The organism is Aureimonas altamirensis (genome assembly GCF_001463885.1).
Taxonomy (GTDB): domain Bacteria; phylum Pseudomonadota; class Alphaproteobacteria; order Rhizobiales; family Rhizobiaceae; genus Aureimonas; species Aureimonas altamirensis.
Genome location: NZ_BBWQ01000026.1, coordinates 46157 through 72601, shown reverse-complemented (window position 1 = coordinate 72601; position 26445 = coordinate 46157). Strand labels below are relative to the sequence as shown.

The window sequence follows — 26445 nt, the reverse complement described above, 5'->3', positions numbered from 1 at the left end:
GTCGACGGGCAGGCGCAGGCGACCTGGTACGACAGCGACATCTATTCCGATACGCTGAACGTTCAGGAAGCGGATGGCAACAACGGCTTCGGCTACGCCTTCAGCATCGAAGCCGGCAAGGCCATCGATATCGCCTACCAGTGGACGCTGACGCCGCAGGCGCAGCTTGTCTATTCCAATGTCGATTTCGACACGTTCGACGATGCCTTCCAGGCCACCGTCCGGCGGCTCGGTGGCGACAGCCTGAACGGGCGTCTTGGCCTGTCGATCGATCACGAGCGTAGCTGGCAGGGCAGCAGCGGCGATACACGGCGCCTGAAAAGCTACGCCATCGCCAACCTCACTTACGAGTTCCTGGACGGCACCGAAGTCGGCGTCGGCACGGTCAGCTTCACCTCGCGAGAAGACCGCTTCTGGGGCGGGCTGGGGCTCGGCGCTACCTATGATTGGGCCGACGACGCCTATTCGCTCTACGGCGAAATCGGCGCCCGTAGCAGCATCGAAAGCTTCGGCGACGCCTATGCCCTCGACGGGACCATCGGCTTCAAGGCCCGGTTCTAGGGACATACCTACGTAGGATGTTGTCAGGAATTTAGTCGCGACGTAATATTTGTCCTTTCTGGTTGTGAGGGGATTGGACGATGATGCGTGCGTTGTCTTGGCGACGTGAACTTGGGGGTCTCATCGCTGCCATGGCGTTGGTCCTGGCGTCGAGCGCGACAAGGGCCGAACCTGCGAGCGAGGCGACACGCCGGGCAAATGCGCAGGTTATGGAGCAGCTCCCATTTTCTGACAGGCAGGACTTCGAGAACGCAGCTCGGGGACTGCTGCGCAAACCCGACACGCTGACGATCAAGGACGCCTCCGGCAAGGTCGTATGGGACCTGGAAACCTACAAGGCCTTCATCGCGCTCGACACGCCGGCTCCCGATACGGTCAATCCAAGCCTGTGGCGCAATGCGCAGCTAAACCTTCAATACGGTTTGTTCGAGGTCGCCGATGGCATCTACCAGGTCAGAGGCTACGATCTGGCAAACTTCACCTTCATTCGCGGAGACAGCGGATGGATAGCATATGACGTCGGCAGTACCGCCGAGACGGCCAAGGCCGCCTATGCCCTCTTGACCGAGCAATTCGGTGAACGACCGATCGTCGCGGCGATCTACAGCCATCCGCATCTCGATCATTACGGCGGCATACGCGGTCTCATCGCCGATGAAGACGTTCGATCCGGCAAGGTGCAGCTCATCGCGCCCGAAGGCTTCATGGAGCATGCGGTCAGCGAAAACGTCATCACCGGCAATGCCATGAGCCGGCGCTCGATCCTCATGTACGGTCCGTTGCTGCCGCGTGGTCCGGAGGGCAGCGTCGGTGCCGGACTGGGCCTTACGACGCCCCGGGGCACGCCGACCCTGATCGAACCGAACCATTATATCACGCGCTCCGGAGAGCAGCTGACGATCGACGGTGTCGAGATGGAGTTTCAGCTCACGCCGGGAACGGAAGCGCATGCCGAGATGAACACGTATTTCCCGCAGTTCCGTGCCATGTGGATGGCCGAGAATACGACCTCCACGATGCACAATATCCTGACCCTTCGTGGCGCACAGGTGCGGGATGCACTGGCCTGGGCCCGGTACATCAACGAGACGCTGGAACTGTACGGTGATCGGATCGACGTCAAGTTCCAGTCCCACCACTGGCCGCTGTGGGGAACCGAGGAAATCGACGATTACCTGCGTAAACAGCGCGACCTGTACAAGTTCATCCACGATCGCACCGTCAATCTGATCAACCAGGGTTACACCGGCGAGGAAATCTCGGAAATGATCGAGTTGCCGGCGTCCCTGGAGGGCTTCTGGTCGGGCCGGGGGTATTACGGCACGCTCAGGCACAATTCCCGGGCGGTCTACCAGCGGTATATGGGCTGGTACGACGGCAACCCATCCAGCCTCAACAACCTGCCCCCGGCCGAAGTGGCGCCCCTGTACGTTTCGGCGATGGGCGGACCGGAAGCCGTGATCGCGCTGGCAGACGATGAATTTGCCGCCGGTCATTATCGGTGGGTAGCCGAGCTGCTGAAGCACGTCGTGTTCGCCGACCCGTCCAACACGGCAGCCAAGGAGCTTTTGGCCAAAGCCTATGAGCAGATGGGATATCAGGCGGAATCCGGACCCTGGCGCTCCATCTATCTGCAAGGAGCCTTCGAGCTTCGGAACGGGACACCGCAGGTCGGCGCTGGAAGTGCGAGCCCGGATGTAGTGCGCGCCATGTCGCCCGAAATGCTATTCGATTTCCTGGCGGTGCGCCTGAATGCCGACAAGGCGGCCGGGCAGCGATTGGTGTTGAACGTCAACTTCGATGATATCCAGAAAAATTACACGCTGACGGTCGATAACTCCGTGCTGAACTACTCCAGTCGTCAGTCCGCAACGGCGGATGCCACGGCAACCTTGAGCAAGGATACGCTGGACGATCTCAATCTCGGGACAGCCACTGTTCCGGACCTTGTAGCGGACGGGCGGATCAAGATCGATGGTGACGCCAGCGCGTTCCAACGGTTCTTTGCCATGCTCGATACATTCAGCCCGGATTTCAATATCGTTACTCCATAGGGGATGGGGCGTGAGGGTGGTCAGCTTGGGGAGTAAGGTGGAAATGCGTCAATTGATGCGAGTTGCAGCCATGGCTGCTTCGTTGGTGCCGATGAATGCTTTTGCGGACGGAGCGCGTGACTGGCTGAACGTCCCGGTCGATATGAACTTCATTTACCTGTATTATACATATAATAAGGGCGAGTCCTCCATCGACACGTCCCTTCCCATCACCGGCGCGTCAACCGAGGCATCGGTGCCCGTCGTTCGATACGCACGTTCATTCGATGTCGGGGGAAAGATCGGCGGGGTGCAGCTGATCGTCCCCTACGCGTTCACCGAGTTCGAACTGGACGGGACCCGGATCAACCGGTCCGTCGACGGGATCGGCGACATACAGGCTGTCGTCATCGCAAATCTCTTGGGTGCACCGGCGCTATCGCGCGAGGAGTTCGCACGCTGGTCGCCCGAGACATACCTGACGGCCTCGGTGGCTGTAAAAGCGCCGACCGGCAGGTACGATCCCAACCGCCTGGTGAACATCGGGGCGAACCGTTGGGCGTTCAAGCCTCAACTATCCTACGGAATTCCATTGCAGCCGGACGAATGGCTGACCTTCAACGGAAATATCGAGTTTTTCACCGACAATGACAGGTATCGAGGGGTATCGACTCTCAGTCAGAACCCGCTGGCGACGGTCGAGGCGCATTACAGCCGCAACCTGACCAGGGCACTGTGGCTTTCGGCGGACGCGTACTATTCCTATGGCGGGGAAACCAGCGTCAACTCGATCGGCCGGGACGATACGCAAAGTACCCTCAAGCTTGGCGTCAGCGGCAGCCTGAACCTGACGCCGGCCGACGCAATCGCCGTCTCGGCGACGCATTCCGTCTGGAAGCGAGACTACACGCCCGATACCTTCACCTTGGCCATCAACTACAATCATGCCTGGTGACGGGCATCGACGTCAGAGCAGCTTTGACCCGGGCTGGCCACCCTTTGCCGGAAATCGTTCGGCGAGATTGTCGCGGCATATCTCCATGAAGATGTTGGCCAGCTTTTCGTTCTGGTTCTTGTGCGGCAGCAGGACGCCGTAGTTGAAGTCGAAGCTCGGCTCGAATGGCCTGGCAACCAGCCCACGGGCCTGAAAGTCGCTTGCCGTGAAGGCGTCGCACAGCGTTACGCCAAGCCCTTCCAGCACCATCTGGCAGGCAATCGCGGACAATGGCGTATTGGCGACGATGCGGGGGCGCACGCCCGCATCGTCGAAGACGCGGGTCAACGCCCGCGCGGCAAAGCTGTTGGGGCCATGGCCGACGAAATCCTCCCCCTGCAGGTCGGCCGGGCGGATGATGTCATGGGCCTCAAGCCGATGCGGCGGGCGGAACACGCACAGGGCCGGCGCAGCGCAGAACAGCTCGGCCGTTACCCCTTCCTTTTCCATGGGCAGCATCGAAAATCCGACGTCGAACTGCTCGTTCGGAACCCAGGATGCGATCGCTTCCGACCGGTGGACCTGCAGTGTCACCTGCACGTCGGGATGCAGACGCGAAAACCTCGCAATGGCCCTTGGTATGAACGAGGCCGACAGAACCGGCATCGCCACGATCCGCAGCGTGGACGTGCGATGGTGGCGGATCTGCTCCATCCGCTCGGCAATGCGGTCGAGCCCGACGAAGCTGCGCTCCACTTCCTGGTGCAGCGCAAGGGCCTCGGCGGTCGGCACCATCATCCCGTTCCGGCGGATGAACAATGCAAAGCCCGCCATGTCCTGAAGTTCGCGCACCATGCGGCTGACTGTCGGCTGCGAACTGCGCAGCAAGCGGGCGGCTTCGGTAAAGCTGCCGACCAGCATGACGGTCTGGAAGACCTCGATATGTCTATGGGGCGGCATGGCTATTTCCTGTGAAGTCGGAGGCGGCTTTCCAGCCCGCAACGGCTTGCCCAGGCGCGGTGCAGACCGGTGACCGTACAAGGGCAGATCATATCAGAAATGAATGCAACAATAAATTTCTAACGCGTTGACACATTGGCGGCGGCACCGGAACCATGGGGCATCACGGTTCAATTTCCCCAACGGACGGAGCAAGCTTCATGTCGCATCGCGCCAATACTGCCGCCCTATACGCATCGGTCTGCCTGGCCTTGACGCTGCCGCAAGCCGCGAGTGCACAGGAAACGCTGACCGTCGCCGGCTATGGCGGCTCCTTCGAGCGGCTGATGCGCGAGACGATCATTCCGTCCTTCGAGGCGGCGCATGGTGCGCGTGTCGAGTATGTGGCCGGCCAGTCCACCGCTACGCTGGCCAAGCTGCAGGCGCAGCGCGCAGCGCAGGAAATCGACGTCGCCATCGTGGATGACGGGCCGATGTACCAGGCCGTGGATTTCGGCTTCTGCGCCGCCATCGAGGACAGCCCGGAACTTGAGGCGGTCGTGCCGGTGGCGCGTCTTGCCGACTCGGCGGTCGCCTTCGGCATCGGCGTGACGGGACCGGTCTACAATACGGAAATCTTCGAGGCGGAAAACCTGCCGGTCCCGACATCCTGGGCCGATCTCGGCAATGATGTCTACAAGGGGCGGATCGCGCTCCTGGGTGCTGGCAGCACCACCGGGCTGCACGGGCTGATCATGGTGGCGCGCGCCGAAGGCGGCGGCGAGGCCGACATCGATCCGGGGTTTGCGGCCTACAGCGAGAAGATCCGCCCCAACCTCGTCACCTTCGCGCCTTCGGCCCCGAAGCTGGAAGAGCTTCTGCAGAGCGGCGAGATCGCCATGACGGTCGTGTCGCGCTCGCGCGCGCTGGCGCTGCAGAAGCAGGGCCTGCCCATTGCCGTTGCCGAGCCCAAGGAAGGCGCTGTCGCGCTGATGGTGACCATGTGCCCGGTGGTGGATAGCGACGTGCCCGATCTCGCTCAGGCCTTCGTGCGGCATATGCTGTCGCCGGACGCCCAGGTGGCATTGGCCGGGGCGGGCTACACCCCGGTCAACGGCAAGGTGGAGCTGAGCGAGGAGCTGCTGGCAACGGTGCCCGCCCGCACCGACGAACTGGACAAGCTTGCCCGGATCGACTGGCCGACCGTCAACAAGGAACGCGGTGCCTGGACGCAGCGCTGGAACCGTGAGGTCGAGCGCTGAGCGTTCGAAACATCCCCGGGGCGGATGCAGTCGGCCCCGGGCCTCAAGCCGCAACGAACCCGCGCGAACAGGTAGGACATGGCGAAGATTGCAATCGAAGGGCTCAAGAAGCGATTTCTGGCCTATGTCGCGCTGGATGGCATCGATCTGTCGATCGAGAAGGGCGAGTTCGTCGGTTTGCTGGGGCCGTCCGGTTGCGGCAAGACGACGACGCTGAACATCGTTGCCGGCTTCGAGGCACCGACCAGCGGTCGTGTCCTGCTGGATGGGCGGGATATCGCGAATATCCCCGCCAGCAAACGCGGCATTGGAATCGTCTTCCAGAGCTATGCGCTGTTCCCGCATATGACGGTGGGTGAGAATGTCGCCTTCGGATTGAAGATGCGCAAGGTCGGCCGGGCCGACCGCGACAGGCGTGCCGCCGAGGCATTGGACCTCGTCCGCCTGACCCACCTTGCCGACCGCTATCCGCGCCAACTGTCGGGCGGGCAGCAACAGCGCGTGGCCATTGCCAGGGCCCTGGCCATCGAGCCGGAGCTTCTTCTGCTCGACGAGCCATTGTCCAATCTCGATGCCAAGCTGCGCGAAGAGATGCAGCTCGAAATCCGCGCCATCCAGCGGCGTGTCGGAACCACCACCATCATGGTGACGCACGACCAGTCGGAGGCGCTGGCCACATGCGACCGCGTCGCGGTGATGAATGCCGGCCGCATCGTCCAGTTTGCCGACCCTCAAACCCTGTATGACGCGCCGGGCAGCGAGTTTGCCGCCAGCTTCGTCGGCCGTTCGACGCAGGTGGTCGGCGTGCTCGCCCAGCCGCAGGATGGGGGCAGCCGCGTCCGCGTCGGCACGGCCGGGATCCTGCTTCCGGCCCACCGGAGCGCGCTGCCGCCGGGCACACGGGTACGCATGGCGCTGCGCCCGGAAAAGATCGAGATCGTGGGGCAGGGGCGGGGCCATGTCGATGCGCGGCTGCGTGCCCGGGTTTTTCAGGGCAGCGCATGGCTGTTCGAATTCGAAACGGAGTTCGGGCCAATTTTCGTCTGCGATCTCAACCGGGGCACGAGCGGCATCCGCGAAGGCGAAGTCGCCGGGCTGCACTGGGCGCCGGAGTCCACCATCCTGATGGAGGAGACCGGCGATGACGCATAGTCATGGCCGCCGGCGCCCCATTCTGCTGACATTGCCGGCGCTGCTGCTTTTCGCCCTCCTGCTCGTCGCGCCCCTGGCGATGATCGCCGGCTTGAGCCTGCAGAATTACGATCTGACAACCGGCCTGATCTTCGGGTTCACGCTCGACAACTACATCGATATCGCGACGGACGGATATTACCATTCCATCTTCCTGCGAACGATTTCCATTGCCGTGGCCACGACGCTGGTCTGCATCCTCATCGGTGCGCCGGAAGCCTACATCCTTTCACGCATGCGGCGGCCGTGGCGCGCGATCTTCCTGGTGGTCACGCTCAGCCCGCTGCTGATCTCGGTCGTGGTGCGCACGCTCGGCTGGGCGCTGTTGTTCGGCCGCAACGGCGTCATCAACGATGCGCTCGGCGCCCTCGGGCTGGCAAGCGCGCCCATTCCCTTGCTCTACACATGGCACGGCGTGGTGATCGCCCTCGTGCACGTTGCCGTTCCCTTCATGGTGATCTCGGTCTGGGCGTCCCTGCAACGCATCGACCCCAAGGTGTCGCAGGCGGCGATATCGTTGGGCGCAAGCGAGGTTTCCGTCTTCTTCCGGATCATCCTGCCGCAGGTGATACCCGGGGTCCTATCGGGCTCGCTCATCGTCTTCGCCATGGCAGCAAGCGCCTTCGCCACGCCGGCGATCATCGGCGGGCGCCAGCTCAAAGTGGTTGCGACGGCCACCTATGACGAGTTCCTCGGTACGCTCAACTGGCCGCTCGGCGCCGCGATCGCAGTGGTGCTGCTGGTCGTCAACGCCCTCATCATGCTCAGCTACAACACGCTCGTAGAGCGCTACTATGCGAGGTTCTCGCGATGAACCGCAACGGCCTGCTCGCCATCGCATTCCACACGCTCTTCGTCGTCTTCATGCTCGCGCCGCTGGTCGTGGTCATGTGGATGTCGCTGACCCCCAGCGATCTGCTGCGCCTTCCGACGACGTCCCTGTCGCTGCGCTGGTTCCGCGCCATCCTGGACGACGGTCGCTTCATGTCGGCATTGTGGCTCAGCACGCAGCTCGCCTTCGTTGCGGCTTCCCTGTCCGTAATCCTTGCCATCCCGGCGGCGCTGGCGCTGGCGCGCTACGACTTTCGGGGCCGCAACGCGCTGGTGGCGTTCTTCCTGTCACCGCTGATCATTCCGCATGTCGTGCTCGGCGTCGCCTTTCTGCGCTTCTTCACCCAGATCGGGGTGACGGGCTCGGCGACGGCGCTGGTCGGCGCGCATGCGCTGGTCATCTTTCCCTATGCGCTGCGTCTGATCCTGTCCGGCCTGACGGCAAGCGACCCGGCCATCGAGCGGGCCGCAGTCTCGCTTGGCGCGTCGAGGTTGATCGTGTTCCGCAGCATCATTCTGCCTGCGATGGTGCCGGCCATAGCCGGCGGCTGGATCATATCCTTCATCCAGAGCTTCGACGAGGTGACGATGACGGTCTTCATCGCCACGCCATCGTCCATGACCCTGCCGGTCCGACTCTATCACTACATCGAAGAATCCATCGATCCGCTGGTCGCCTCGGTTTCGACGATGGTGATCCTGCTCACCTTTCTCCTGATGTTCGTCGTCGACCGTCTCTACGGGCTCGACCGCATTCTCGTCGGCAAGGGCAACTGACGGCCTTCCGGCAAACCAACCAACTACGGATGAGTATCATGAAAGCAATCGTCGTCGGGGCCGGTGTCATCGGCTCCTCGGTCGCCTATCGCCTCGCGCAGGGCGGCGCACAGGTTACTCTGGTGGAAGCCGACCGCGTCGGCGGCGGCACCTCCTGCGTCAGCTACGCATGGGTGAATGCCTGCGAAAAGCTGACATCGCACAGCTATTACAAGCTCAACTATGCCGGCCGGCAGGCGCATGAGGCGATCCTCGATGAATTCGAGTCTCCCGCCTGGTATCATCGCCCGGGCGTGCTGCAGTGGCAGCATGCCGAAGCCGAGGCCGGCGGGCGCGACGACAACGACCCGTTGGACAAGTACCGTCAGCTCGTGGAGTGGGGCTATCCGGCAGAGCTGATCGACGCCCGGGATGTTCGCGAGCTGGAACCGCAGATCAATGCCGACGCGATCGGCAACGCGCCCGTCATCCATTATCCGCAGGATGGCTGGCTGGATCCGACATTGTATGCCGGCTCGTTGACGGAAGCGGCCATGGTGCGGCACGGGCTGACCCTCGTGCGGGGAAAGGTCGCCGGCCTGGTGGTCGAATCCGGTCGCTGCACCGGCGTCAGGCTGGACGACGGGTCCGTTCTCGGCGCCGATGCCGTCATCAACTGCTCCGGCCGGTGGTCCAACGAGACGGTGGGCGAGGGTGCCCCGCATGTGCCGCTGGCGCCGACCGTGGGGCTGATTGCCTATACGGCGCCCGCCGGCATAGGGCTGCGGCGCGCGCTACGCACCCCGCTGGTCAATATGAGGCCGGATGGCGCGGGGCGGCTTCTTCTGCGCTCGAACGAGCTGGACCAACTGGTGGGCAACCACGATGCGCCGGCGCTCGATCATCCGCAGGCATTGGAACTGTTGCGGCGTGCCGAGGCTACCGTTCCGGCGCTTGCGTCCGTGGGCATCGAGGCGGTGCGCATCGCCATCCGCCCGATCCCGCAGGATAGCTACTCCGCCGTCGGACCCGTTCCGAACCTCGGGAATTACTGGGTGGCCGTCACCCATAGCGGGGTCACGCTCGGAGCCTTCATCGGCGAGGCCCTGGCCGACGAAGTTCTGAATGGGCGGCCCCGGCCTGAACTTGATGATTTTCGCCCGGCTCGGTTCTTCCAGAAGGAGCCGGCCTGATGCGCGTCGCCATACTGGGTGCGGGCGCGCAGGCGTTCGGTTGCGCGGCCCTTTTGATGGAGCGCGGGCACCAGCCCGTGCTGTGGTCTCCGTCCGGTGCAAGCACCGCGGCTTTCCGCGATGGGGCACCCTTGACCAGCGAAGGCAAGATCGAGGGCAGCTTCGCCGTCTCGACGGCCCAAAGCTGCGCCGAAGCGATGGCGGGGGCGCAGCTCGTTCTGGTGGCCCTGCCGGCGAACGGGCATCGCCGCGTCTTCGACGAAATGGCAGCAGCCCTTCAACCAACGCAAATCGTGGCCATCAGCTCGCACGCCTCGCTGGGTGCGTACTATCTCATCAAGCGTCTGGTGGCACATGGCACCGGCGCATGTGTGGCCGCCTTCAACACCACGATCCTGCGCTCGCGCCGGACATCGCCGACGCGGGTCAGGGTGGCGACCTTGCGAAAGGCGGTGGATGTGGCTGTGGTTCCGCAATCCGCTTGCGCGAAGACGCTGGCTTTGCTTGCCGATGCGTTCGGCGAACGCTTCCGCCCCGTCGATGGCCTGCTGTCGATCGCCCTCGGCAACGTCAACCCGCAAAGCCACATGGCGCTCGCCCTCTGCAACTTCACGCGGATGGAGAAGGGCGAGGCGTGGGGGCAGAGCGACAATCTCACCGCGTCGGTCGGGAGGCTGCTGGAAGGCCTCGATGCGGAGCGGCTGGCCGTCGCAAACGCGGCGGGCGTTACGGTGCGCTCGATGCGCCAGCATTACAGCCTGACCTATGGCGTGCCGGATGCGCCGCTGGAAGAGACGGCTCGGCAGCTTGCCGCCCAGCCGAACCCGCAAGCCGGGCCGACGACCATCGACACGCGCTACACGCTGGAGGATGTTCCCTTCGGCCTGGTGCCGATGGTGGCGCTCGGCGGCATGGTCGGTGTCGCAACGCCGTTGCATGCCGCGGGGCTTTCGCTGTTCGGCGCCCTCTACGGACGCGACTTCTCCGTAGAGAACGATCTTCTGCCAGCGCTCGGGACAACCAGCCTGAAGGATCTTCTGGATCTCGAGGCGCAGTTCGACGGGGCCGGTGCGTAGAGGTGAGCGCACTGGTGGATAGCTAAGGTTCATGGCGGCCCGCGCGACCGGGCCGCTACTGGTTGGCGAAAATTCCGGTATTTGCCTTCCGCCGCTTGGCATTGCCAAGATGTGCATAGAGGGCCGCTGCGGCGTCCCTGCGATCACCCTGTCGCAGCAATTCCAGTATGTGCAGATGGTCGTCGTTTTGTTGGCGAACCTGTTCGCGACGCAGCGTCTGACGGTACTCGACAAGACGGCGCAGATGATTTTGTCGTTCCACCACCCCAAGCACAAAGCGGTTGCCCGACATGGCCGCGAGGCCCTCATGAAACTGGGAGTTCGCTTCGAAGAGCTCGATCTGGCCCATCGTCTCCCAGCCTCCGTCGCGGATATGAAACTGCTGAGCCTCCAGCCGATCCAGTACGACCGCGTCCAGCCTGAAACGATCCCCCTGCATCCCGGAAGGTTCGATCATCTGTCGAAGCTCGTAGCTCTCACGGTAGGCCTCGATCGAGTCGATCAGCTGCACGAAACTCCAGCCGCGTCCGTCGCGCCGCTCGATCCATCCTTCGGCCGCGATCCGCGTCAGGATCCTCCGGATTCTCTCGCGCCCGAGGTCATAGCGGCGCATCAATTCCGTCTCGCTGACGATCTCGGGTAGATACCCCGTCAGCCGGTCATCCGCTATGCGTAGATAGACCTGCTCATCGCCGACGATCTCGATCGTATCGCCCTCATTGCCCAGCGGTTTGTGAAGGAAGAAGCCCCGGTTGGGGATCCGTGTCAGGACACCATCCTTCTCCAGTTGCGACATCGCGGCCCGTATCGGCCCGCGCGAAACCCCGATCTCCCGCTGCAGCGCCGCCTCGGTCATGTGATGCCCTTCCGGCAGGCCGTTGGCCCTTATGTGCCTGATGATCTTGGCCGCGACTGTCCGATGAAGCTGATTGGTCATTGTTCCCACCTCTGCGGCGGCATTGTGCATCGCCACCCAGCAGAATGCCAGAAAGCTTGCGGTCCTCTAAAAATTGTTCTATGTGCAGAATTAGAACAATATCTGTTTGCGGTGTTATCCGTCCATGGGAGTGGATCGGTTCGCGGGCAGTTCGGGAGAGATTACAAGATGGCTCTGTTTCAACGCCCATGCCTCGACGGCATGTGCGGCACCATGTGTCCGCGCGCTTTCGTGACGATCAGTCGATCCGGACGGGAGGTCCGGGCATGACGACGCTCCTCGCATATTCGATGATCGTCGTGTTCATGACGGCGATCATGACGCGAAAGCTTTCCGCGCTGATCGCGCTGATCCTCGTGCCGACGGTCTTTGCGCTGATCGGCGGTTACGCCGGCGAACTGCCGGCCATGATGATCGACGGCATCCGGTCCATCGCCCCCACGGCGGTTTTGCTGCTCTTCGCCATCCTGTATTTCGGGCTGATGATCGATGTCGGCCTGTTCGACCCGGTCGTCCGGCTCGTCGTCCGCCTGTCGCATGGTGATCCGGTCCGTGTGGTCGTCGGTACGACGCTTCTTTCCGCGGTAATTTCCCTCGATGGGGACGGCTCCACCACCTATATGCTTTGCGTCACGGCGATGATGCCCATGCACAGGCGGCTCGGGCTCAATCCCCTGATCCTGCCACTGGCAATCATGATGCCGAACAGCATCATGAACCTGATGCCGTATGGCGGCCCTCCGGCCCGGGTCATGGCCGCCCTTCATCTCGATCCGAGCCAGGTGGTTCTGCCGCTGCTGCCGGCGATGGTCCTGGCCACGCTCGGCTCGGTTGCCATCTGCTACTATCTCGGCCTGAAGGAGCGCAAGCGGATCGGGCGCATCCCCGAGCCTGCCCAGCGCGGGGTGAAGAAAGATGACCCCTTTGTCGGCAAGGAGGGCGACTTTGCAATGCCGGCATCGAGCGTGCCGAGCGCGACGGGATGGCGGGCCGCCTTCAACCTGATCCTCACGCTGACTCTGATGCTACTTCTGGTGCTCGACATCGCGCCCTTGGCAATCCTTTTCATGGTTGCCTTCGCCATAGCGGTCACCGTCAATTTTCCCGACGTCGGGGCTCAGCGCGAACGGATCGCCGAGCACTCGCCGAACGCGTTGGCGGTGGCGTCGGTCATCTTTGCCGCCGGCATCTTCACCGGCGTCCTGAAGGGGACGGGGATGACGGACGCCCTCGCGCAGAGCATCATCTGGCTTATACCCGATGGCCACGGCAGCTGGCTGCCGCTGATCACCGCACTCGCTTCCGCGCCGTTCACGTTTTTCCTGTCCAACGACGCATTCTACTTCGGCGTCGTCCCGGTGCTGGCCGAAGCGGCCTCGACATACGGCATCCCGCCCGAGGAGATTGCCAGAGCCTCGCTGATCGGCCAGCCGGTCCACCAGCTAAGCCCGCTTGTCGCGGCGCTCTATGTGCTGGTCAATCTATCCAAGGTCGAACTCGGTGATTTCCAGAGGTTCGCCATCAAGTGGACGCTTGTCCTGACGGGCTTGATGCTCATCGGAGCCGTCGCCATGGGTGCGGTGACGCTGCCCTCATTTGCAAACTAGGAGATGTCGATGACGCAGACCCGTTATTTCGACGCAGATCCACTGATCGACTACAGCACGGCGATGTTCGAATCCGTCGGTATGCCGAAGGACGACGCCGCAACCGTGGCGCGCGATCTGGTGAAAGCCAACCTGCGCGGGGTGGATAGCCACGGTGTCAGCCGCATGCCCATGTATCTGACCCGGCTGCGGGCGGGACTCGTCAATCCGAAGCCCGACGTGAAAGCGACCAGGGTTGCCGGCGCCGTCGCGCATGTTGATGGCGATAATGGAATGGGCTTCATTGCCTCTCATCGCGCGACGGATCTGGCCTGCGATCTTGCGGAAAGCAACGGCATCGGCCTTGTCGGTGTGCACCGCTCCACGCATTTCGGCATGGGCGCCTCCTACGCGTTGCAGGCTATCGAGCGCGGCTACATCACGCTCATATTCACCAACTCGTCGCCGGCCATACCCATGTGGGGCGGGCGAAGCACCTTCCTGGGGGCAAGCCCTATCGCGGCCGGCATTCCCGGTGGAAAGCACGCGCCGTACGTCATGGATATGGCCATGACGGTCATCGCCCGAGGCAAGATCCGCCTTGCCGCGATGAAGGGCGATCCGATCCCCGAAGGGTTGGCCCTCGACGTGGATGGTCATCCGACGACGGATGCCGCAAAGGCCTTCGAAGGCGTTTGTCTGCCGTTCGGCGGGGTCAAGGGTTCCGTGCTGGCGACGCTCATGGATTTGATGGCGGGAGCCCTAACCGGCGCGAACTTCGCGGGCGACGTCAAAAGCCTCTACTTCGATCATTCGGAACCGCAGAATGTCGGGCATCTGTTCTTCGCCATGAAGCCGGATCTGTTCATGTCATTGACCGATTTCGAGACGCGGATGGATACTTTCTACGAGCGCATAAAGGAACTGCCGCGCGCCGCCGGTGTGGACGAGATCATGATGCCTGGCGAGCCCGAGCAGCGTCGCGAGCACCATCGTATGCTTGCCGGCATCCCCATTACCGACAACGTCATCGAAGAACTGACGACAGAAGGCCGCAAGGTCGGTGTCGAGTTTCCGGAAGGCCTGTCCCAGCCCCGCAGCGAGGCCGCATGACGCAGCGCTGGTCCGCGCATATCGGCTATCTCTACACCGAGTTGCCCCTTGCCGAGCGGCTGCAGGCCGCCGCGACCGATGGCTTCACGGCGGTCGAGCATCCATCCCCCTATGCCATTCCGGCTGCGGAGATGCGCCAGCGCCTCAAGGAGCTGTCGCTGACATTCTCTCAAGTTACCAGCGGCATGGGCGATCCGGACCGAGGCGAAAAAGGTCTGGCGGCCCTGCCGGGGCGGGAGGCGGAGTTTCGGCAAGGCTTTGATCGAGCGCTCGAGTATGCCCTCGCCGTCGGATGTCCTTTCGTCCATCCGATGGCAGGCGTTCCCGTGCATCTCGACGCGGCGGCAACAGAAACTTACGAAGCCAATATTAGCTACGCCCTCGCGGCCGTTTCCGGAACGCCGATCTCTCTCCTGATCGAGCCGATCACCATACCGGGCTATGCGATGGGCTCACTGGACGATGCCATGGCACTGCAGGATCGCCATGGACCGCGTATCAAGCTGCTTCTGGACACGTATCACGCCGCGGTCCAGGGCATCGACGCCACGAGCTGGTTTTGCAGCAATCATCGGCGTGTCGGACATATCCACATTGCGGATCATCCGGGACGCCACGAACCGGGAACCGGTTTGATCGATTTCGACGGTTTTCTGGCGGCGCTGCGCATGCACGATTATGCGGGCGCCGTAGGCTTCGAATACGTCCCCACCAAAAGCACGAGCGACAGTGCCCGTTTCCTGGCGAAATGGGCCTCATCGATGAGCAACGACCGCAGGATCTGAAGGAAAGGAGGCCACCAATGGCCCATATCACGTCCACCAACCCGGCTACGGGACTGGCGATCGACACCTATGAACTGCACAATGACGCTGCCGTCGACAAGATTCTCGATGCAGCGGTGGATGCCCAGCGCGCGTGGAGAGCCGTTCCCATCGAGCAGCGCGTCGGCCTTTTGACCCGCATGGCGGAAGCGCTGAGATCCGGCAAGTCGCGTTATGCCGAGATGATCGTTCGGGAAATGGGCAAGCCGATCGCAGAGGCCGAGGCGGAGATCGAGAAGTGTGCCTATAATTGCGACTTCTACGCCGAACACGCGGTCGCCTACCTTTCAAACGAGCCGGTGCCGTCGAACGCATCGGAAAGTGTGGTCGCGTTCGACCCACTCGGCGTGGTTCTGGCCATCATGCCCTGGAACTATCCGTTCTGGCAGTATTTCCGTTTCGCCGCCCCGGCACTGGCCGCTGGCAACGGATCTGTCCTGAAGCATGCGAACAACGTTCCGGAATGCGCCCTGGCGGTTCAGGAGGTCATGGAGAAGGCCGGCGCTCCTGCGGGGTTGACCGCCACGCTCTTGATCGACAACTCCAAGGTCGCAGCGCTCATAGCCGACGACCGGATCGCCGCAGTCACTCTGACCGGATCGACCGAGGTTGGATCCATCGTTGCTTCGCAGGCGGGTAAAGCCTTAAAGAAGCAGGTCCTGGAGCTGGGTGGTTCCGACCCGTTCATCGTACTCGCGGATGCGGATATCGAGAAGGCCGCAGAGACCGCGGTAAAGGCACGCTACATCAATGTCGGCCAATCCTGCGTGAATGCCAAACGCTTCATCGTCGAGGACAGCGTCGCCGATCGCTTCGTCGAGCTGTTCGTCGAGCACGCCAAGGCCCTGAAGGTCGGCGATCCGATGGCGCGCGACACTAATATCGGGCCGATGGCCAGGGAAAACCTGCGCTCCACGCTGCACGCCCAGGTCGAGCGTTCGGTTGAAGGCGGAGCAACGCTGGCGCTCGGCGGCACGCCGGTCGACGGACCAGGCTATTTCTACGCGCCGACCGTGCTCGACAATGTAACGCCCGATCATGTGGCCTTCCGCGAGGAAACATTCGGTCCGGTGGCAGCCATTATCCGTGCCAAGGATGCCGATGAAGCGATCCGGCTTGCCAACGACAGCGAGTTCGGCCTTGGCTCCGCCCTCTGGACCGCGGACATCGAGCGCGCAAAGCAGCTCGCCCGTTCGATCGAGGCGGGCGCGGTCTTCATCAACGGGATGACCGCCTCCGACCCCCGCTATCCGTTCGGGGGCATCAAGCGTTCGGGATATGGCCGCGAACTCGGCGTCTATGGAATCCGCGAATTCACCAACATCAAGACCGTCTGGATCGGCCCGGCCAACGCGGCCCAGCCCGTCGAGGCGACCAAATAGGGAGAAGACCATGACCGAAGCGGCAATCCTGCGGCCAACCGAGCTGAAAACCAACGACCGCGGCGGCGGTGCCAGGACTACGCCTCTGGTAACCCGTCGCTGTGGATCCACCAGCATGATCAACGGGATTACCGCTTTCGATCCTGGTGCGGCGATCGGCGTTCACAAGCACAATTGCGAAGAGAGCGTCATGGTCATCGAAGGCCAGGCAATCGCCGAGATCGATGGCGTACAGCACCGGCTGGAAGCCAACGACACGACGTGGATCCCGGCGAATGTTCCGCATCGTTTCATCAATCCGACCGACAAGCCCATGCGGATATTCTGGACCTACGCGACCATCGACGCCACGCGGACGATGATCGAAACCGGCGAGACGCGGACAATAGACGCCGAACACGGCCACAAGCCCGCGTGACCCTGGGCACGTCAAGTGTCGCTTCACGTCGTAACTTTCAGCCCGATATCTGAGGTCAGCGCATGTATGTGGAAATCGCGGAAATCGAAGTGACGGACCCGTCAGGGTTCGAAGACGCAGTCAGGCAGGCCGAGCCGCTCTTTCTGGCTGCCAAGGGCTGCCACGGCCTGTCGCTGCACAGGGTGGTGGAGAACCCGGATGTCTACCGCCTGATCGTCAAATGGGAGACAGTCGAAAATCACACGGTCGATTTTCGGCAGTCGGACGCGTTCGGCGAATGGCGACGACTGGCATCGCCCTTCTTCAGGGTGCCGCCGACCGTTACCCATTCCAAAGCGGTCATCTGACGAAGCGCCTGCCTGCGGGCTGCCATAGGGCAGTCCGCAGACTTGGCTTTGGCAGTGAACTGAGCGCCAAGATTGTTTCATATGTTAAATTAGGACAATTCGAACACTGGGGCCGTGACATGAAACCGGTGGTAGCCCACCGCCTTCGTGGCGACCTAAATCCGACTACGGCATGCGGATTGATGCACGCGAACGTCGGCATCGGTGACGATGCCACTATCCTAGTAGCTAACGGTTGCGCCTTGCATGGTTTAACGGGCCGAGAAATTACTTGACTATAATGGTCATATTTGGCTTGTGGACGGGGTCGCGTAACGAGCCTTCAATCCATGCATGCCAGCGAGCAGAAATCGCTCATAGATGCCGCCATCGAGACCTACTACGACGAGATCAGGTCGGCAGTCAGCCGTCGCGGCGCGTCATCGTCGCAGGCGACGGAAATCGTCCACGACCTTTATATAGCGCTGTCGGGAAAACCGCGGGCGCTGGATGGTGCGCGCTCGATAAAGGCCTTTCTGATCAAGGCTGCTATCAATCTGGGAATAGATCGGGGTCGCCGAGCCGCCTTCGAGGCGCGTCTCTTCGCAGCTCTCGACGCCCAGGCAATTGAAATCCCTGCAGATCGAACCGATATCACGAACCTTCTCGATCGGCCGCGAAGGCTGGCATGCTTGCGCGCCGCGATCCTGGAGCTTCCGCCACAGTGCCGGACGGTTTTCGTTGCTCACCGTCTCGGGAGTGTCACCAAGGAAGAGATCGCCACCGCCCTTGGCATCCAGCGACGCATGGTGGATCGCCATTTGCGCAAGGCGCTCCTTCACTGCCTCGATCGCATGGATGAATTCGACTCGGAATGAGCCTTTTTGACGCTGTCATTCGTCTTGTCATGAGATAGGCAGGACAGGATGACCCAGCCATTGACGCAACGCCGGCAGCAATCTCGCAAACAAGCCATCGATTGGCTGCTTCGCCTCGAAGATGGCGAGTTGAACCCGTCGGAACGTGTCCGCTTCAATACCTGGCTCGATCAGGACCCCCTCAACCGCTCGGCTTTCGAGAAGGCGCAGTCGCTTCTAGGCCAGAGCCGCACGGCCTTGGCTGCGGATCCGAAAGCAACGCGGCAGGCGCTGGAGGGTGGCAGTCGAACGCCGATCATCGGCACGGTCTCGGTTCTTGCTTTGGCAGTTTCAGCAACGATCTGGCTTGCCGACGTGCCGATGAGACTGGTCGCCGATGACATGACGTCGCCGGGCGAGCTGCGCTCGATCACCCTTGTCGATGGCTCGCGGGTTTTGCTCAACGGCCGTTCCTCGATAGCCTATGATTTCGGCCCGGACCGGCGTGAAGTCTCGCTGCTTCGCGGCGAAGCGTATTTCGAAGTAGCGAGCGACCCTGCACGGCCCTTCACCGTAAAGGCGGGCGGCGGCGAGATCCGGGTGCTCGGAACAGCCTTCAACGTCAATCTGGGCTCTGCCGCCACGGAAGTCACGGTGACCGAGCACGTCGTCGAAGTGTCCGGGGAAGGCGGAACCGAGCGCATAAGCCTGACTCCCGGCAACCAGCTCCGCTACGACCCGGACGGCCATCTCGGACCGGTCAGCGTGGTCGATGCCGTGGCCGAAACATCCTGGCGCAACCGTCGGCTCGTCTTTGAGGATCGTCCCCTCGGCCAGGTGGTGGAGGAACTGGCCCGCCATTTGCCGGGGCAGGTCGTCGTTGTCGGATCTGCGCTTCGCGCCCGCGCTATTTCCGGGACGTTCGACCTGACGAAGCCGGACGAGACGCTGGCCAGCTTTGCCCAGGCTTTTGGCTTACGGACAGCCCGGGCCGGGCCCTTTGTCACTTTGATCTATTAAGTTTGCACGCTGACGGCCCAAACGACCACTCCCATTCGTCTTCACTGCAACGCCCGCATTTTTACGCGCTGGGGTGGCGCGTGCGGCGTCGAGGGTGTGGGGCAATGCATAACCGAAAGACCGTTCGTTCTTTCTCCTATGGGTCGATGGCACGCATGTTGGCGCTTGCGGCGTCGAGTGTCGTCCTGACGGCGGCCGGGTTGGTCCCGACCATCGCGTCCGCCCAGGAGGAAACCGTTCGCTTCAACGTTGCCGCCGGAAGCCTGGCCTCCGGGCTGAATGCTGTTGCCAGCCAAAGCGGATTGCAGATCGGTTTCGACAGCGCGCTCGTCCGCGGCATGCAGACGGCCGGTCTGAGCGGCCAGTTTACCGCCGAGGAAGCGATACGCCATCTGCTTGACGGAACAGGGCTTTCGTACAGTTTCAGCGGTCCCCGGACCGTAGTTCTGACCGTGCCTTCCGGACAGAGCGCCGACGTTTCGGGGGAGGAATCCATCGGGTCCGGCGTCATCGCACTGGATACCGTTACCGTAACGGGTGAGAAATTCTCCCGCGACCTTTCCAGCACCTATACGAGTGTCGGAGTGGTGACCGGAGAAGAGATCGAGCGCGACGGCCTGAACACGATCAGTCAGGCAGTCAATCGCATGGCCAATGTCCGCTCCTTCAACAGTGGCAGCGGGAACACCAGTTTCGCCATCCGCGGCCTCAGCGCCGAAGGCGTCACCCAACCAAGCCGTTCCTCGCCGGTGGTATCCGTTGTCGTCGACGGCGTCGAACAGGGCATCGAGGCGACCAGGCGTGGAAGCCGGGGCGTTTGGGATGTCGAGCAGGTCGAAGTGCTGCGCGGTCCCCAGTCGACCTTGCAGGGCCGCAATTCCCTTGCCGGCTCTGTGGTGGTGAAGACGAAGGACCCGACCTGGACACCGGAATTTCTGGTCGACGGCATGGTCGGCAACAACGACTTTCTTTCCGGCGCCTTTGCACTTTCGTCGCCCATCATTGCCGATCAGCTTGCATTCCGCGTGTCCGGGCAGGGCTGGAAGGAGACGAAGGATATCCATTATGCCGACCCCGCAATCGCGTCCCTCGGCGAAGACGAGTTCCAGGAGATCCGGGGCAAGCTGCTATTCACACCGGAGGCGCTGCCTGGATTGACCGGCCTTTTCAGCATCAGTCGCACGCATGACAAGCCGGGATGGAGCTTCGTCAGCGGCCCGGACTTCTTCGCGCGGCGTTTCGATGACCCAACCAACAGCGCAGCCGAATACCGCGACACCTACGTGAACCGCTACGTCGCCGACCTCAGCTACGAACTCTCGCCGGACTGGACGGTGAAATCCGTGACGGCGCTCGCCGATACCGACGTGAGGATCGCAAGCCCGGAAGGGTTCTCCTTCATTCGCGATGACACGCGCGAAGGCAAGGATGTTTCCCAGGATCTGCACCTGACCTACGATCCGGCCGATGGACGGTTCTCGGGCGTGGCCGGCATCTTTGCAGGACGCTTCACGACGGACATCGACTCGCATATCGACACGACCCTGCTGGCGCCGTTCGGCGTTCCGCTCATCAACATCCAGACGCTGGAAGCGCAGAACCGTACCGAGTCCATCGCGCTGTATGGCGATGGCCGGCTGAAGGTCGGCGATCGCTGGACCTTGATGGCCGGAGGTCGCATCCTGCGCGACAAGGTTTCGGCCGACTATCGCGGTGTCGCGCTCAACCTGGACGAGACCCTTGCCACGGGCCTTCCGGCGTTCGGCTCCCTCGACGAAAACAACGCTGTGTCGAACACGGTTTTCCTGCCCAAGGCGGGGGTCTCCTTCGATGTAACACCCAGCCAAAGCGTCGCCCTGACGGCCAGTCGCGGCTACCGCGCCGGCTTTTCGGAGGCCGTGCCGGGCTCGACCTCAATCAACAGGATCGAGCCGGAATATCTCTGGTCCTATGAGGTCGCCTATCGCTCGCAGTGGCTCGAAGACAGGCTGCAGCTCAATGGCAACGTCTTCTATTACGATTACCGCGATCAGCAGATCCTGACCTACAATCCGAACTTCCCGGGCCAGACCGTCACGGCGAACAGCGCGAAATCGCATGCCTACGGCGCGGAATTGGAGGCGCGCCTTCTGGCCACGCCGAGCATCGAACTGTTCTCCTCGGTCGGTCTGTTGAAGACCCGCTTCGACGAGGGGGTGACGGCCGATGGCCTTGATCTGCGCGGTAACGAGTTTCCGGAAGCACCGACGCTGACTGCAACCATCGGCGGCCTGTACCGCCATGAAATGGGCTTCTTTGCCGGTGCGGACGTGTCCTACACGGATGGCTTCTTCAGCAATGGCGACCTTGCCAATTCGTCCGGTCAGTTCGTTGACGGCTTCACGCTGGTCAATGCGCAGTTCGGCTACGAGACCGAATGGCTGACGATTGCAGCCTTTGCCAAGAACCTCTTCGATGAAGACTATCTGACCAGCATTTCGGCTGGTGGAGACCTCGCGTCCATCGGAGATAGCCGGAGCTTCGGGCTCCGGGTCAGCGGGCGGTTCTAGGGGGTGACTGAAGGGCAGGATGCGATCGGGAGAACGGGCCACGGCGCGGAACCGGAGGTTTCGCCCCTCGCCACCTTGATCACCAACCTGGCGAGGACGCGAAAGGGCTTTCGCGTCAGTATCGGCACGGCTCCATCGGGTTGTCGAACCGTCTCCGACATCCTGGCGGACGCGACAATCATGGACGCATGGCTGAGCGCCCAGGCGGTCTACACCACCGACCTCGATCGGAAGGCGCAGGCCGCATACCTCATCATCGACCACTCATCCCTTGTCGCGATGGGCGTGGCTGCGCCGTATCTGACGCTGCGCATCCTGCCCGAAATTCGACCCGACCATGTTGCCCTGACCTTCACCACAGGCATGACGACACACGAAGGAAGATCGGTCGAGGAAACCGAAGTTGCACTTCATTTTCTGTCGGAGCGCTTTGCAACCGATAACCAGGAGCTGCAGGTTCATCCGTGTCACACGCCGCGGGGCGGCGAGTGCCTTCGAAACACGCTGCGGTCGGATCTGGAAGGTCACTTCCAGCCGGTCGTGCATTTGCTCGCCAGTCTGAGCGGGCTGTCCAGGAGTGCGCTATGGCGTTTGGTTGCAGACCAGATCCTGGCGGTATTTCTGGAAGTTGGCAGGCAGATCGGAAACGAGGAAGAAGCCAGGCTGGAAGCATTGGCGATCATCAAGCATCCGGGATCGCCGCTCAACAACCGCCAGACCAGCCACTTCTCGATCAGCGTTCGGGCAACCGACGACCCCTCGCGCATCCTATCATCCCGTACCTACCGGGCGCGGGGTGGTTGCTGTCGCTTCTATACGTCGCGCACTGGCCGCTACTGCTCAACCTGCGTCCACCGCGATCCGATCGAACGCAATCGCGACCTTGAAAACCGCCTGCGCAGCCAGCTTCGACAGGATGGGATGCAATGACCCTGATGCGCGGCTTCCTTTGGGTGATCGCACTCGTCGTGGCCCTGTCCATTCCGCACGTTGCGCAGGCATGCGAAGGCCGATCGATCGAGGATGACGGTATCATGGGCGGCACGGTCTGCGTGCCGAAGAGCCCGCAGCGCATCGTGATCCTCGACCCAGGCTACAGCCTCGGCATGGCGATCGAACTCGACCTTCCGGTGGTCGGCGCGCCCCTCATGGGCATGAGCGATCATGCGCTCAGGACGGAAGCCGAGGCACGGGGGATCGGCAATCTCGGTTCGTTCATGGAGCCCAGTCTCGAAACCATCATCGCACTTCGGCCGGACCTCATCATCGGCAGCGCGGCCCTTGGCGAGCCCGCACGCATCATGGGATCGCGTATCGCGCCCACTGTCCTGATCGGGTCTGCCGACTGGAAGGATTATTATCGGACCCTGGCCAAGATCGTCGGGCAGGAAGGCCGTGCCGACGCGTTGCTCGCGCCTTTCGAGGCGCGTGCCGCAAGCCTTAGCGGAAAGCTCACCCACCATACCCTGTCTGTGGTGCGCATTACCCCATGGGATTTCCAGGTCTATCTCGACGCACCAAACGCCTATGCGCCGTTTGCCGTCGCTGCCGAAGCCGGCGTGCGACGCACGGCCTATGAGACCGCGACGGAAGGACCGACCGTCAAGCGGCCCGACTGGGAAGACCTTGCCCAACTGGACGGCGATGTCCTCTTCTACATCGTCGGCGGTGCGAACAATTCCGACACCAGTGGTCGGCACGAGGAAGTGACAGGCAATCCGCTCTGGCAGATGCTGCCTGCGGTGAAAGCCGGCAGGGTGTACCGCGTCGATGCAGGCACATGGATGGAGTTCAGCGGTGTCGCCGCGGCCAATCGCGTGCTGGACGACCTGGAGCGTTATCTTGCTGCACCCTAGGACATCCGCACCGGACCGCGCAGCCGGCAGTCCGCCGATGGGTGTCTGCCTGGGCCTCCTCATTGCCCTCCCTGTGGCATGCTTGTGGGCGATGATGCTTGGGTCGGCGTCGCTGGAACCCGCCGACGTCCTGGCCGCCTTGCTGCATGCCGACGGGTCGCGCGAAGCCCTGATCGTCGGAACGGTGCGGCTGCCCCGCATCCTTGCCGCCGCAGGCGCAGGCGCAGCGCTCGCCGTTTCAGGCTGCCTGATGCAGGCCATCACGGCCAATCCACTGGCCTCGCCCGGTCTGCTCGGCGTCAACGCCGGCGCAGCCTTTGCCGTGGTTGCCGCGATCGTTCTGTTCCAGCCGGCTTCCGCAAACGCTTATGCCTGGTTTGCCTTTCTGGGCGGCGCTGCCGCCGGCGCAACCGTCTATGGCCTTGGTTCCGTCGGAACCGGCGGTGCGACGCCGTTGAAGCTGACGCTGGCTGGCGTCATCATCTCCGCGTTCCTCGGCTCCGTGACCACCGCCATCCTCATCCTCGATCAGGCGACGCTCGACACCGTCCGATTCTGGACCGTCGGTTCCCTGGCTGGTCGGCAAATGGACCTCGTCCGGCCGCTGATCGCCTATATAGGCGTCGGCCTTGTGATCAGCATCCTTGTCGGTGGCCATGTCACGACGCTGAGCCTCGGCAGCGACCTGGCCCGGGCAGTCGGCCAGAACATCGTTCTGTGGAGGCTCGCCGCGGGTGGGCTCGTGGTCATACTGGCCGGCAGCGCGGTCGCCATGGCGGGACCGATCGGCTTTGTCGGTCTCGTCGTACCGCATATGGCTCGCTTCGTTGTCGGCCCGGATTATCGCCTTGTCATTCCAGTCAGCGCGCTCGGCGGCGCCTTGCTCGTCGTCTGCGCCGACGGCATTTTTCGCCATGCCCTTCCTGGCTCCGATTTTCCGGTCGGCATCACCATGGCCGCCATCGGCGCGCCCGTCTTCATCTACCTTGCGCGCCGCGTAAGGATGTCCTGATGCTACGCGCGGTGGTGATCCTGTCGACGGCGATCGTATCGCTTGCGCTGATGTCTCTTTGCCTTGGCGACCTGCCACTGTCCTTCGCTGAAGTTCTCGGCGCCCTTTTCCAGCGTTCCGAAGGAAACGAAGCCGTCTCCCTCGTCGTCAATACGGTCCGCTTGCCCCGCATACTGCTCGGTGTGCTTGTCGGCGCATCCCTTGCCGTCGCCGGCGCACTTGCGCAGACAATCATGCGAAACCCCCTGGCAGAGCCAGGCCTCATCGGCATCAACGGCGGTGCTGCATGTGGCGCGATGATCGTCCTGACCCTGTTGCCGGCTGCAGGAATGGGTGTGATGGGCATGGCTGCCTTTGCCGGTGGCCTGGCCATGGCGGTCGCCATCTACGTGCTCGCCTGGCGTGGCGGCGCGAATCCACTGCGTATCATCCTTGTCGGTATCGGGCTCAGCGCCGTCAGCACAACGCTGATCAGTTTCGTGGCAGTTTTCTCCGATGTCGCTACGGTCCAGCGCGCTCAGGTTTGGCTGTCGCGCTCGATCTATCAAGCGAGCTGGGAGCAGATCGGGGCGCTTGGCCTGTGGCTGTCGCTCCTCGGACCTCTTATCCTGATGGCCTCTCACCAACTCGATACGATCGCGTTCGACGACGAGACCGCTCGAGGTGTCGGACAGAACGTCGAACGGACACGCCTTCTTCTGATGCTGGCGTGCGTCCTCCTCTCGGCAGCCGCTGTCTGCGTGTCCGGCCTGATCGCATTTGTGGGGCTTGTCGCGCCCCATATCGCGCGTCGTCTTGTCGGCCAAGCGCATATCCGCCTGCTGCCCACTGCCGCGCTGGTCGGCGCCGCGCTTCTGCTCGCGGCCGACCTTGCAGGCCGCACACTGATTGCGCCGGCCCAGCTTCCGGCCGGACTTGTCGCAGCGTTGATCGGTGCCCCGGCCTTTGGCTGGCTGTTCTGGAGGAACCGCAATGCCGAAGGTTGATGCCGATCCGCTGATATCCGTCAGCGGTCTGACCGCCGGCTATCCGGGAAAACCGGTCATCGAGGCCCTGGATCTCACCATCCTGCCGGGAAGCCTGACCGTTCTGATCGGCCCCAATGGCTGCGGCAAGTCTACACTTCTGCGCTGCCTTGCAGGTTTGCTGATGCCGACGGCCGGTACGATCGAGCTTGCTCGTGCGCCGCTGTCCAGTCTGTCTCGCAAGGCGCTTGCCAGGCGCATCGCCTTTCTGCCCCAATCGCCTTCGGCACCGGCCGGCCTGACCGTGCGCGACATCGTCCGTCAGGGCCGCTATGCGCACAGGTCGCTGTTCGGCGGCTGGTCCAGGGCGGACGAAACCGCTTTCGAAACCGCGATTGAGATGGCAGGAATCTGCGATCTGAGAGACCGGGAACTGGCAACCTTGAGTGGCGGCCAGCGCCAGCGCGCCTGGATTGCAATGACCTTGGCCCAGGACGCCGACATCCTGTTGCTCGACGAGCCGACAAGCTTCCTCGACATCGCGCATCAAGTCGACGTGCTGAAACTTCTGCGGAAGTTCAAGAAGAGCGGCAAGACGATGGTGGTGGTTCTGCACGATCTCAACCAGGCACTTCGCCTCGCGGACCGGCTGGTTGCGATGAAGGGCGGGCGGATCGTGACCGCCGCCAGCCCGGCATCTGCTTTGCCTGTGCTCGAAGGCGTATTCGACCTGCCATTGCGCTTCGTTGTCGATCCCGCCGACGACGCTCTGATCGTCGTACCGGCGGGCACGGCCGACGGGCCACGGGCAGCAGGGTGAGTTT

25 protein-coding genes are annotated in these 26445 nt (G+C 62.7%); 23 read left to right on the top strand and 2 right to left on the bottom strand.

Annotation, left to right across the window (positions count from 1 at the left end):
* The 3 genes from AUL31_RS19770 to AUL31_RS19760 all read left to right on the top strand — a co-directional run.
* A partial coding sequence (locus AUL31_RS19770; RefSeq protein ID WP_156417304.1) for an autotransporter outer membrane beta-barrel domain-containing protein occupies window positions 1–561 on the top strand: 561 nt, incomplete at its 5' end.
* 209 nt (window positions 562–770) lie between these two features.
* Window positions 771–2615 (top strand): alkyl/aryl-sulfatase, encoded by a 1845-nt coding sequence (locus AUL31_RS19765; protein WP_244489475.1) that lies wholly within the window; start codon window positions 771–773, stop codon window positions 2613–2615.
* A gap of 10 nt (window positions 2616–2625) precedes the next feature.
* A complete protein-coding gene (locus AUL31_RS19760) occupies window positions 2626–3549 on the top strand; it encodes a transporter (RefSeq protein WP_159439819.1) in 924 nt (307 codons plus the stop codon).
* A gap of 12 nt (window positions 3550–3561) precedes the next feature.
* On the opposite strand, the gene AUL31_RS19755 is transcribed toward AUL31_RS19760, so the two are convergent.
* The gene (locus tag AUL31_RS19755) at window positions 3562–4488 is read right to left on the bottom strand and encodes a LysR substrate-binding domain-containing protein (RefSeq protein ID WP_060610865.1); all 927 of its coding nucleotides are present in this window, start codon (window positions 4486–4488) and stop codon (window positions 3562–3564) included.
* Between the two features lie 200 nt (window positions 4489–4688).
* On the opposite strand from AUL31_RS19755, the gene AUL31_RS19750 reads away from it, so the two are divergent.
* The 6 genes from AUL31_RS19750 to AUL31_RS19725 all read left to right on the top strand — a co-directional run bounded on the left by AUL31_RS19750 (window position 4689) and on the right by AUL31_RS19725 (window position 10776).
* Window positions 4689–5729 (top strand): ABC transporter substrate-binding protein, encoded by a 1041-nt coding sequence (locus AUL31_RS19750; protein WP_060610862.1) that lies wholly within the window; start codon window positions 4689–4691, stop codon window positions 5727–5729.
* A 78-nt stretch (window positions 5730–5807) separates the two neighbouring features.
* Window positions 5808–6881 carry an ABC transporter ATP-binding protein gene (locus AUL31_RS19745; RefSeq protein ID WP_060610858.1) on the top strand — a complete coding sequence of 358 codons (1074 nt, stop codon included), beginning with the start codon at window positions 5808–5810 and terminating at the stop codon, window positions 6879–6881.
* A complete protein-coding gene (locus tag AUL31_RS19740; RefSeq protein ID WP_060610855.1) occupies window positions 6871–7734 on the top strand; it encodes an ABC transporter permease in 864 nt (287 codons plus the stop codon). The genes AUL31_RS19745 and AUL31_RS19740 overlap by 11 nt, the downstream gene beginning before the upstream one ends.
* Window positions 7731–8528 carry an ABC transporter permease gene (locus AUL31_RS19735; RefSeq protein ID WP_060610852.1) on the top strand — a complete coding sequence of 266 codons (798 nt, stop codon included), beginning with the start codon at window positions 7731–7733 and terminating at the stop codon, window positions 8526–8528. Before AUL31_RS19740 ends, AUL31_RS19735 begins: the two co-directional genes overlap by 4 nt.
* A gap of 38 nt (window positions 8529–8566) precedes the next feature.
* Window positions 8567–9700 (top strand): NAD(P)/FAD-dependent oxidoreductase, encoded by a 1134-nt coding sequence (locus AUL31_RS19730; RefSeq protein ID WP_060610849.1) that lies wholly within the window; start codon window positions 8567–8569, stop codon window positions 9698–9700.
* Entirely contained in the window at window positions 9700–10776 is a 1077-nt protein-coding gene (locus tag AUL31_RS19725) for an NAD/NADP-dependent octopine/nopaline dehydrogenase family protein (protein ID WP_060610846.1), read from the top strand. The genes AUL31_RS19730 and AUL31_RS19725 overlap by 1 nt, the downstream gene beginning before the upstream one ends.
* A gap of 55 nt (window positions 10777–10831) precedes the next feature.
* On the opposite strand, the gene AUL31_RS19720 is transcribed toward AUL31_RS19725, so the two are convergent.
* Window positions 10832–11743, bottom strand: coding sequence for a GntR family transcriptional regulator (locus tag AUL31_RS19720; RefSeq protein ID WP_060610843.1), 912 nt, complete (start codon window positions 11741–11743; stop codon window positions 10832–10834).
* A gap of 236 nt (window positions 11744–11979) precedes the next feature.
* Between AUL31_RS19720 and AUL31_RS19715 the strand changes: the two genes are divergently transcribed.
* The 14 genes from AUL31_RS19715 to AUL31_RS19650 all read left to right on the top strand — a co-directional run bounded on the left by AUL31_RS19715 (window position 11980) and on the right by AUL31_RS19650 (window position 26441).
* Entirely contained in the window at window positions 11980–13320 is a 1341-nt protein-coding gene (locus tag AUL31_RS19715) for a CitMHS family transporter (protein WP_060610840.1), read from the top strand.
* Between the two features lie 9 nt (window positions 13321–13329).
* Entirely contained in the window at window positions 13330–14412 is a 1083-nt protein-coding gene (locus tag AUL31_RS19710; RefSeq protein WP_060610901.1) for an Ldh family oxidoreductase, read from the top strand.
* On the top strand, window positions 14409–15197 hold the full coding sequence (locus tag AUL31_RS19705) for a hydroxypyruvate isomerase family protein (protein WP_060610837.1): 789 nt from the start codon (window positions 14409–14411) through the stop codon (window positions 15195–15197). Before AUL31_RS19710 ends, AUL31_RS19705 begins: the two co-directional genes overlap by 4 nt.
* A gap of 17 nt (window positions 15198–15214) precedes the next feature.
* Complete coding sequence (locus tag AUL31_RS19700) at window positions 15215–16618, top strand: NAD-dependent succinate-semialdehyde dehydrogenase (RefSeq protein ID WP_060610832.1); 1404 nt, start codon at window positions 15215–15217, stop codon at window positions 16616–16618.
* A gap of 10 nt (window positions 16619–16628) precedes the next feature.
* Entirely contained in the window at window positions 16629–17036 is a 408-nt protein-coding gene (locus tag AUL31_RS19695) for a cupin domain-containing protein (RefSeq protein ID WP_060610829.1), read from the top strand.
* Window positions 17037–17098: 62 nt separating this feature from the next.
* Entirely contained in the window at window positions 17099–17383 is a 285-nt protein-coding gene (locus AUL31_RS19690) for an antibiotic biosynthesis monooxygenase family protein (protein ID WP_060610826.1), read from the top strand.
* A 329-nt stretch (window positions 17384–17712) separates the two neighbouring features.
* Complete coding sequence (locus AUL31_RS19685; protein ID WP_060610823.1) at window positions 17713–18240, top strand: RNA polymerase sigma factor; 528 nt, start codon at window positions 17713–17715, stop codon at window positions 18238–18240.
* Window positions 18241–18288: 48 nt separating this feature from the next.
* Window positions 18289–19239: a FecR family protein gene (locus AUL31_RS19680; RefSeq protein ID WP_060610820.1), complete on the top strand. Its 951-nt coding sequence runs from the start codon at window positions 18289–18291 to the stop codon at window positions 19237–19239.
* A gap of 155 nt (window positions 19240–19394) precedes the next feature.
* Window positions 19395–21788, top strand: coding sequence for a TonB-dependent receptor domain-containing protein (locus AUL31_RS19675; RefSeq protein ID WP_073469587.1), 2394 nt, complete (start codon window positions 19395–19397; stop codon window positions 21786–21788).
* A gap of 3 nt (window positions 21789–21791) precedes the next feature.
* Window positions 21792–22718, top strand: a complete 927-nt coding sequence (locus AUL31_RS19670; RefSeq protein ID WP_143190315.1) for a ferric iron reductase — start codon at window positions 21792–21794, stop codon at window positions 22716–22718.
* The gene (locus AUL31_RS19665; RefSeq protein ID WP_060610810.1) at window positions 22715–23644 is read left to right on the top strand and encodes an iron-siderophore ABC transporter substrate-binding protein; all 930 of its coding nucleotides are present in this window, start codon (window positions 22715–22717) and stop codon (window positions 23642–23644) included. Before AUL31_RS19670 ends, AUL31_RS19665 begins: the two co-directional genes overlap by 4 nt.
* 37 nt (window positions 23645–23681) lie before the next feature.
* On the top strand, window positions 23682–24656 hold the full coding sequence (locus AUL31_RS19660) for a FecCD family ABC transporter permease (protein ID WP_060610806.1): 975 nt from the start codon (window positions 23682–23684) through the stop codon (window positions 24654–24656).
* Window positions 24656–25642, top strand: a complete 987-nt coding sequence (locus tag AUL31_RS19655) for a FecCD family ABC transporter permease (RefSeq protein ID WP_060610804.1) — start codon at window positions 24656–24658, stop codon at window positions 25640–25642. The genes AUL31_RS19660 and AUL31_RS19655 overlap by 1 nt, the downstream gene beginning before the upstream one ends.
* Window positions 25629–26441: an ABC transporter ATP-binding protein gene (locus tag AUL31_RS19650; protein ID WP_060610801.1), complete on the top strand. Its 813-nt coding sequence runs from the start codon at window positions 25629–25631 to the stop codon at window positions 26439–26441. The genes AUL31_RS19655 and AUL31_RS19650 overlap by 14 nt, the downstream gene beginning before the upstream one ends.
* The last annotated feature ends 4 nt before the right edge of the window (window positions 26442–26445 follow it).